We start from the raw sequence: 9,012 nt of genomic DNA on the forward strand, positions 1-9,012 counted from the left end.
TTGGTGCCGGGGGTGTTGGCGGCTGCGTTGAACGGGCCGGCTTCGCCTTCCTTGGTGATGCCGGTGACGTCGGCGGTGACGGTGCCGGAGACCCACGCGGTGCGGCCGGCACCGTTCGCGGCGAGTGATGGGGAGATCAGGGCACTTTCGCCGGTGCGGGAGACGACAGCTCCGGGCCCGGCCTTCTGTCCGTCGGGCAGCGGGACGAAGGTGTCGGCGTGGGCCGCGCCGGTGGACATCAGGCCGATCGCCAGTGCCGCGGCGCCGATGCCTGCGATGCGGGCGCCACGGCGCCGATTCTTGTTGAGAGTATTCATGGATTTCCTTTACAGATCTGGATTTTGTGTGGGTTCTGGATGGTTCCAACGAGCCGGCTCGACGCTCCGGACAACGGCGGGCTCCGAGAGCGTGGGATTTATGCCGGGGACGCGAGCGTGTCGGTCGGGGCCGCCGGGACCTCGTCGGGATTCCTCAACTCCGATGAGGCAAGCTTGCGGAGACCGGCGGGATAGAGCCTCATGCCGAGGCCCATGACGAGGATCGACACGACAGACGCCAGTGGAACCCACTGAAGCGCACCGAGTAGACCCAGCCGGTCCGATAGCAACCCGACGACGAACGGGCCCAGCGCCAGTCCGAAGACGTTGTTCGCGAGCGTGCCCACTCCGAAGGCCGAGGCCCGGATGGACGGGTGGGACAGGCTGGCGACGACCGCCGTTGTGGCACCGGAGAATCCGGAGCAGAAGAAGGCTCCGAGGCCGAGGAACATCAGCTGGATCGGGCCGCTGGCGAGTTGGAAACCGATCATCAGGGACACCATCGCGATGAGGCCGTACGCGATCGCGGCGCTCCACCTTTGTTCGGGCCGTCGGCGTCCGATGCGGTCGGCAGCGATGCCGCAGAGCACAGTTCCTGCGCCGATCAAGAGCACGAAGACCGCTGCCGCCAGGCCGGCGTCGGTGGCCGACATGTCGTGGTAGCGATTGAAGTAGCTGGGGAGCCAGGCAAGGAGCACGCCCGCGACGAAAAACTGCAGTCCTGCACCGACATAGGCGCACGTCAGGGAGGCGTTCGTGAACAGGCTTGAGATGGGTGCGCGTCCACTCACGGAAGCGTGGGTGCCGGAGGCCGGCTGCTCGGTGGCGTGGCGCGCCAGTTGATGCTCGGTGACGAGGATCCGGAACAGAACGATCAGACACAGACCGAAGGCCGCCATGATCAGGAACGCCCCTCGCCACCCGAGTCGATCCGCGAGGACGCCGCCGAGTGCGACACCGACGACCGAGCCGAAGAACGCTGCGCCGAGGATGGAGCCGCTGAGGGAGGCGTGCAGGCGTGGGGCGAAGACGCCCAGCATGACGGCCATTCCTACGCTCGCGTAGGCGGCCTCGCCGAACCCGAGCAGGAATCGTGCGCCGAGTAGCTGCGTGTAATCGACTGCCGCGGCGCACAGGACGGTCGCGACACTCCACATGACGGCCATCAGGACCACGCTGCGGACCCGACCCCAACGGTCGGCCAGAAGCGACATCGGCAGTGCCAGCACACCGACCATCAGGGCGACGACGCTGGTCAGAGCTGCGAGCTGCGAGTCCGACAGGTGCCACTCGGATTTCAGTACAGGGAAGACCGAGCTGAGAACCTGGCGGGACATGTAGTCCGACATCATCAGACCGAAGATCAGGGCGAAGACCACCCACGGAAAGACGTTCGAGTGGGCGGCCGCGCCGACGGGTTCTCGGGATGGCGTGGGCGCTCGGGACTCCATTGTCATGCGTGCTCCTGTTCTTCGAGGCGCGTTGGGGCGACGCGTCTCTGATTGGCCTGGTCGCAGACGTGCGTCAGGACCTGCCGGGCTTTGCGAACTAGGGATTGCCCACCGAAAGTGACCGTGCGGACTGATTCGGCAACTGCGGTGACTCGGGTCACACTATGCGAGTTGGGTCAAGATCATTTGACCTATTGGGACGCATTCCTTGGCAGTTTGGGACAGGGGATCGATGACGGTGCTGAAGGTGCGGAGTTCGGCTCTGACCGGCTACATCGGGCTGACCCAATCCTTCGGCTCGGACCCCGATCCGCTCATGCGTGCCGTGGGCATCGACCCGCCCGCCCTGGCCATGCCGAACACATGGCTTCCGGCAAAGGCAGTCGATGAGCTGTTGGAGCGCACTGCTCGGGAAACGTCATGCGCGGACTTCGCGGTCAAGATGGCGGACGGACGGAGCGTGTCGATTCTCGGAGCCGTGGGTTTGGCCGCCAGGGAAGAGCCCGACGTCCGGAGCGCGATCGCGCTCATCTGCGCCACATGCGGGTACACAACGAGGCGATTCGCATTCGGCTCGTCGAATTGAACGGACTTGCCTCCCTGCACATCGAGCCCGCGCCAGGGATGACACTCGGTCGCCAGTCCATCGAACTGGTCATCGCATCGTTGGCCCGGATCCTCAGCGCCTTCCTCCCGGAGGACTGGCGACCACTGTCCACGTGCTTCGTCCACGACGCACCGCCAACACTCGAAGTCCACCACCGCGCGTTCGGGACGGACATCGCGTTCGAACAAGACTTCAACGGCCTCGTGTTCTACTCGAGCGATCTGGACTCAATCAACCCGCTGTCGGATCCGATGTTCAAGCCCTATGCACGGCAGTACCTGGATCTGCTCGCGCCGCCGGAGGATGCCTCCGTCGTCGGACGAGTCCGCGGCATCATCGAAGCCCTCCTGCCGGGCGGGAGCTGCACTGCGGCCCGTATCGCGCGCAGTCTCGGAATGGACAGGCGGACCCTGCATCGACACCTGTCCCAGGCGGGCGAAAGCTACTCGTCCGTTGTCGATTCGGTGCGCGCAGACCTCGCGCGCCGGTACATCACGCGCGGTGATAGGAACCTCACCGATATCGCAGGCGAACTCGGATTCTCAGATCTGAGCGCATTCTCGCGGTGGTTTCGTCAACATTTCGGCCTGAGTCCGACGAAATGGGCTGCGCGACAACTCGAAGCCTTCCCAACGGGAGGGTAAGCGCTCAACAGTGCGAATCAGGCGCACGGCGCTCGGCCGCGCGTTTCAGGCGGACACCTCGACGGTGCTCGTGGCGTCGGGGGCGACCGTGACGGTGGCGTAGCTGACGGTGCTGCCGTCGACGACCTTGGTCTCGGCCTTCTGGGTTGCGCCGTTCACCGTGAGCGCGGAGTGCGCGCCGGGGAACTGTGCGGTCCAGGTGAGGTGGGTGGCCCCGGTGTTGGTCAAGGCCGATTTGGTCAGGGCGTCGTGGCGGAGGGTGAAGGTCGACTTGCCCAGTGGGATCGAGGCGACCTCCAGCCAGCCGATGTCGGCCGGTAGGTGGGAGGTGGTGGTCACGGCACTGTTCGGGGCGTCGGGTTGGACGCCGAGCAGACCATTGACGGTCTGGCTGACCAGGGTGAAGGCCACTTCGGGGTAGTCGCCGTTCACGAGCTCGCCGGTGGTGTGGACATTGCCGATCTTGTTGTAGACGTTCTGCATCCACTTCCAGGCGGTGGCGTCCGCGTTGTTGGCGAAGAAGGTGTCCGGCAGGTACGTCTCGGCCTCGACATTGGCGGGCGCGCCGCTGCCGGAGGCCTGGGAGTCGATGAAGGAGAGGTAAGAGTCGCGGCGCTGACCGGGTTCCATGATGCCCTTGAGCGGCATGAACCAGCTGTTCTCCTTGCCCCAACCGGTGATCGGGCCGCCGTAGGTCTGATAGGCGCGCACCACCTCGCCGGGTTTGGCGGGGTCGATGCTCCAGGTGGTGTTGTAGTAGTTCTTCAGCGCCTGCGCGGCGTCGGTGAAGATCTGGGCGCCTGCGGTGTCGCCCTTGGCGGAAGCCAGCCCGGCCGCCGCCAGGTAGGCCTGGTACTGGGAACCGATGGCGTCCCCGGCCTCGGCGAAATGGTCCCAGCCGCCCTCGTTGTAGCTCGCGGTACCGGCGAAGATGTCGCTGCTCGTCGCCTGGGCGATCTTCACGTCGCCGTGGCCCCGCGGGCCGGGGTGCTGCTCGACGAATTCGGTGACGGTGTTCCCGGCGTAGTCGCTCAGCGTCGGGTCGGTCAGGTAGTCGGTATCGCCGGTCTGGCGGTAGGCCTCATAGAGTTTTTGGGCCAGTTCGAAGGGGGCGGGCAGCTCCCGCACGTAGGAACCGGGGTCGCGGTAGTCGGCGCTCAGGTAGGTCTTGGCGTCGAAGTTGATCGACCAGACCGGATCGTATTTGTTTGCAGCGGTGGCCGAGGCGGCGAAGGCCTTCAGCATCGTCTTGTTGGCGGCGTCCAGACCGAGCAGGTGGGCGCCGGCCAACTGGTGGACGAAGTCGCGGGAGTAGAAGCCCGACCGGTACGGGTAGCCGGCCCAGTAGGTGTTCGCGTAGGGCGCGGCGGAGGTGCCGAAGCTGTTGTTCTCGTCGGCGTTGATCGCGCCGATCTGGCCCGGCTGCTGGACCCAGCTGTTGGCCTTGGCCTTGGCCCAGTTGAACATCTCGGTGAGCCTGGCGTCGGACGAGTCGATCCGCGGATCGTTCGGGGCGGACGGGGCCACCGTGATGTCGTCGATGTTGACCCAGCCGTTCGGTGACGAGCCGAAGGCGATCTCGACCCGGTCTCCGGCGCGCAGAGACAGCCTGGAAAGGGTGTAGCGAGCGAAGATCTGCTGAGAACCGAAGGTCACCGAGGCGACCGGCACCCCGTTGACCGTCGCGGAGAAGGTGCCCTCGGGCGCCCCGGTGGCGATCCAGGCCGACAGGTCGAACATCCCGTCGGTGGGAACCGTGACGGTCTGGCTGATCCTGAATCCGGTGCCCTCGTCCAAGTACGCGTTCTTGGCCCCGCTGTGCTTCAGGTTGGTTCCGTTGCCCGTGCCGCCGGTGAACGTCCAGCCGGTCATGTCCTGCTCAAAGCCCGGATTGACGAAGGCGAGCGGCGCGGGCTCCGCTGCGGAGGCGGGCCCCGGCACGGCCACCGCTCCGGCGCACAGTGCCACGGCCAACTGGACCAGCACCGTCAGACTTCTGTCACCGTTTCTCAACGCTGGGCCACTCGGTAAGTGCCGGCGGTTGTTCCGGTCAGCCGCCACCCGCCATCGATCTGGGTCAGGTCGAGATCGGAGGCTCCGGAGGTGTCGAGGTCGGGGCGTTCGGTGCCGGGGTACCAGGCCTCGAGGCGTCCGGTGCCGGTGCCGGCGAACCCGGTCGTGGTCACCTCCGTGAGGTGGCCGGGGGCGGCCCGCGGGTAGGCGCGCGAGAGCGGGCGGGCGAATCTCTCTTCCATGCCTGCGGATCGGCCCGAGGGGCAGTCGATCAGGTTCATATTGCCCATCGTCTTGTGGGTGTCGGCCGTGTTGCCGTCGTGGATGAAGTGCGGGTCGCCGCAGGCCTGGGTCCAGGACCACCAGGCTCCGCCGATCCGGTGCTCGTTCATCGCGTCGACGAATCGATCGACCTTCGCGACGTCGGCGTCGGGGTCGCCGAACCAGGCCCACTCACCGGCCCACACCGGTGCCCGATACCTGGCGGCGGCGTCGAGCGCCAGCCGGAAGCCGTCCTCGATCGAGGGGAGGTCGTTGTCGACGTTGATCGAGCCGCTGTAGAGGTGGGGCGCGAACACCACGAGGGGATCATTGAGATAGTGCGGCGGCGGCAGCGCGTCGACACCCAGCGCGGACCAGACCGCGCTCGGCTCGAAGAACACCAGGTGCGCGAACCCACCCTGCTCGGCCTGTCGGATCGCCGCGATCGCGCGTTGGTAGAACCGGCCGATCTGGTCGGCGGCGGAGATGGGCTCCCGCAGGCCGGGATTGGGCTCGTTGAGCAGGTCGTAGCCGACGACCGCCGGTTCATCCTTGAATTCGGCGGCCAGTCGCGCCCAGGTGTTGACCAGGTGACCCTGGATCCCCTGGGTGTCGTCGTAGAAGTTCTGGAACGACCTGGCCACGGCGGGGGAGCTCTCCCGCATCCCGCCGAGGTTGCAGGTGCTCCAGCCGTCGGTGATGGTGGCCCAGGCGGGGGCCCCGTCCCACCCGATGCCGCGCTCGAGCGGCGACGGGCAGGCCTCGCCTGGAGGCGTGCCCACGGCCTTGCCCCAGGCGTCCTGGTGCATGTCCAGCACGGTGTAGATGCCCTGCGCCTTGGCAACTTTCACGGCCTCGCGGATCCTGGCCACGTAGTTCGTGTCGAAGGCGCCGGGGGTCGGTTCGAGGGCCGACCACGCGATGGTCAGCCGCGAGACATTGATGCCGAGCGCCGCCATCCGGGCGAACTCATCGTGTTCGAGGCGGGCGGTGGCCGGGAGCGATGGGTCGTTCTGGGCGTAATCGTTGAGCTGGGTGACGTTCGCCCCGCGCAGCAGGACGGTCCGCCCGGTGACATCGGTGATCGCACCGTCGGTCACCGTCAACCGGGGCAGTGTCCAGCCGTTGGTGTCCGCCGGTGTGGCATTCGCTGACGCCTGCTGTGCCGCGGTGGCGGCAACTAGGAGGATCAACGTGACGATACGGGTAAGGACTCGGCTGGACCGCACGTTGTCACCCTCCTTCTGGACGAACGTCCATGTAAGCACGTATGGGTCGGAATCGTAGGTTCATTCGAGGTACTTGTGGTCGGGTTGAGCGAAGGGTCTGTCCCCGGCCGAGATGGCCGGGGACAGACCCTTCAGTCAGTTGTCAGTTGTCAGTTGCTGGAGCCGAAGCCGCCGAGGCTGCCGGTGCCGCCCGTTCCGCCAGTTCCGCCGCCGGCCGCGACGGTCACCGGCAGCTGGCCGGACGACGCGTTCACGGTGCCGTGACCCGAGTACTCGGCGGTGATGGTGCGCTGGCCTGCGGTGGCGGGAGTCCAGGTGACAGTGGCACTTCCGTCGGGTCCGACCTGGCCGGTGCCGATGACGGTGCTGCCCTCCTTGAACGTGACGGTGCCGCCTGCGTTGGCGGGGTTGACCTTCGCCGTGACCGTGGTGGCCTTGCCGACTGTGGCGCCGCTGACCGGGTTGAGCGTGGTAGTCGAGTCGGTGTTGGAGGCGGGTGCCTCAGCAACGGTCACCTGTGCGGTGGTGGTGGAGCCGGTGACGCCGTCGCGGCCGGAGAACGTGGCGGTGAGGGTGTGCCCGCCTGCCGCGGTGGGGGTCCACTGGTGCTCGATCTTGCCGTTGTCGCCGACGGGCAGGGTGGCGAGTGAGGTGTCGCCGTCGCGGAGTTCGACGGTGCCGCCCGCTGCGGCCGGGGTGACGGTGGCGGTGAGGGTGCTCGCCTTGCCGACCTGTGCGTTGGTGATCGGTGCGATCGCGATGGTGGAGGGCACGGGTGCCTCGGCGACGGTGACCTGTGCGGTGGTGGTGGAGCCGGTGACGCCGTCGCGGCCGGAGAAGGTGGCGGTGAGATTGTGCGCGCCACCGGCGGCGGGGGTCCATTCGTGATGGATGGTGCCGTCGTTGCCGACGGGCAGGGTGGCGAGTGAGGTGTCGCCGTCGCGGAGTTCGACGGTGCCGCCCGCTGCGGCCGGGGTGACGGTGGCGGTGATGGTGCTCGCCTTGCCGACCTGTGCGTTGGTCACCGGTGCGAGGGCGATGGTGGACGGCACGGACGCCTCGGCGACCTGCACGGTGATCGGCGACGACTCGGAGGCCGTGGCGAAAGCCGTGTCGGGGAAGCGGGCCGTGAGGTTGTGTGCACCGGCGGTGGTCGGGGTCCAGGCGAGGGTCGCGGTGCCCGCGCCGTCGAGGGTGGCGGTGCCGATCGGGGTTGCGGCGTCGCGGAATTCGATGGTGTCGCCCGCCGCGCCGCCGGTGACGGTGGCGGTCAGGGTGCTCGCCTTGCCGGCCTGGGCGCCGGTGACGGCGGCGAGGGTGGTGGTGGAGCTGCTCTTGCCGATGGTGATCGATGGACCCTGGGTGCCGAAGCTGCCGCTGCCGAGCGATCCGCCGTAGTCCATGCCGGTGGTCAGGGCGGTGCCGCGGGGGCAGTTTGCACCGACTTTGTAGCTGACGCTGAAGGTGGGGGCGTCCCAGAAGCCGGGGCGGCTGCGGACGACCCAGTCGGTGGAGCCCCAGGAGGCGCGGACGTAGGCCTCGTCGGCGTTGACCTCGGGGTTGGCGACGGGGTAGTCGTTGCTGCCGGACATTTTGGCGGAGCCGGGGACGTAGGTCAGGCAGGAGTGGTGCCGGTCTTTGACGTTGTAGATGTACTCGTCGACCCAGCTGGTGCGTTCGAATCTCGTTTTGACGGTGATGGTGTCGCCGACGGCGGGGGTGGTGTTGCTGATGTCGCGGATGTAGCGGGAGCTGCCGCTATTCCAGGTGATCGACCCGGGGGCAGCGCTGGCAACGCCTGCGCCGAGGAGGGCGAATGCGCTCATGGCCACTGTTGCTGCCGCGCCTGCGGCCACGGCGCGTGTGATCTCTCGCGATGTCATGGGTGTTCCTTCGGTCGCTGGAAGTGCGACCGTCGTCATCGACATCAAGGTCGCAGCGTTGGGGTGTGGGGTTTGGGGCCGTGTGTTCGGCTCTTGTGGTACTGCCGGGTCTTTCCCCGGCCGTCGAGGCCGGGGAAAGACCCGGTGGTGGTTACTTGCTGGAGCCGAAGCCGCCGAGGAGCGAGCCGAGACTGCCGGTTCCGCCGGTGCTGCCGGCGGGAGCGACGGTCACCGCCTTCTGGTCGGACGACGCGTCGACCGTGTCCTTGCCCGAGTAGTAGGCGGTGACGGTCCGCTCGCCTGCGGTCGCCGGGGTCCATGCGGTGGTCGCGGTGCCGTCGGATCCGACCTGGACGGCGCCGATGAAGGTGCCGCCGTCCTTGAAGGTGACGGTGCCGCCGGCGTTGGCGGGGTTGACCTTCGCCGTCAGGGTGGTGGCCTTGCCGACGGTGGCCCCGGCAACCGGGTTGAGCGTAGTGGTCGAGTCGGTGGTGCCCGGGTTCGTCCCGACTGTGATGGACGGGCCCTTGTCGCCGAAGTTTCCGCTGCCGAGGGATCCGCCGTAGTCCATGCCGGTGGTCAGGGCGGTGCCGCGGGGGCAGTTCGC

7 protein-coding genes and 1 pseudogene are annotated in these 9,012 nt (G+C 67.5%); 2 read left to right on the forward strand and 6 right to left on the reverse strand.

Annotated elements, in window-relative coordinates:
* Together C8K38_RS26565 and C8K38_RS26570 are read right to left on the reverse strand one after the other, a co-directional pair.
* A partial coding sequence (locus C8K38_RS26565; protein ID WP_179800728.1) for an MspA family porin occupies positions 1-317 on the reverse strand: 317 nt, incomplete at its 3' end.
* A gap of 98 nt (positions 318-415) precedes the next feature.
* Positions 416-1,768: an MFS transporter gene (locus C8K38_RS26570; RefSeq protein ID WP_257017859.1), complete on the reverse strand. Its 1,353-nt coding sequence runs from the start codon at positions 1,766-1,768 to the stop codon at positions 416-418.
* A gap of 352 nt (positions 1,769-2,120) precedes the next feature.
* On the opposite strand from C8K38_RS26570, the pseudogene C8K38_RS27950 reads away from it, so the two are divergent.
* Both C8K38_RS27950 and C8K38_RS27955 read left to right on the forward strand, forming a co-directional pair.
* A pseudogene (locus tag C8K38_RS27950) lies at positions 2,121-2,542 on the forward strand (AraC family transcriptional regulator ligand-binding domain-containing protein); the annotation flags it as partial.
* 84 nt (positions 2,543-2,626) lie between these two features.
* Entirely contained in the window at positions 2,627-3,019 is a 393-nt protein-coding gene (locus tag C8K38_RS27955; RefSeq protein ID WP_257017860.1) for a helix-turn-helix transcriptional regulator, read from the forward strand.
* Between the two features lie 45 nt (positions 3,020-3,064).
* On the opposite strand, the gene C8K38_RS26585 is transcribed toward C8K38_RS27955, so the two are convergent.
* The 4 genes from C8K38_RS26585 to C8K38_RS26600 all read right to left on the reverse strand — a co-directional run.
* A complete protein-coding gene (locus C8K38_RS26585) occupies positions 3,065-5,005 on the reverse strand; it encodes a hypothetical protein (RefSeq protein WP_218841001.1) in 1,941 nt (646 codons plus the stop codon).
* A gap of 23 nt (positions 5,006-5,028) precedes the next feature.
* On the reverse strand, positions 5,029-6,522 hold the full coding sequence (locus C8K38_RS26590; RefSeq protein ID WP_097214427.1) for a glycoside hydrolase family 5 protein: 1,494 nt from the start codon (positions 6,520-6,522) through the stop codon (positions 5,029-5,031).
* A 149-nt stretch (positions 6,523-6,671) separates the two neighbouring features.
* Entirely contained in the window at positions 6,672-8,405 is a 1,734-nt protein-coding gene (locus C8K38_RS26595) for an Ig-like domain repeat protein (RefSeq protein WP_143548542.1), read from the reverse strand.
* Between the two features lie 151 nt (positions 8,406-8,556).
* A partial coding sequence (locus C8K38_RS26600; RefSeq protein ID WP_143548543.1) for an Ig-like domain repeat protein occupies positions 8,557-9,012 on the reverse strand: 456 nt, incomplete at its 5' end.

Origin of the sequence: Rhodococcus sp. OK611 (assembly GCF_003050885.1) — a bacterium.
In the GTDB taxonomy this organism is placed as follows: Bacteria; Actinomycetota; Actinomycetes; order Mycobacteriales; family Mycobacteriaceae; genus Rhodococcus_G; species Rhodococcus_G oryzae.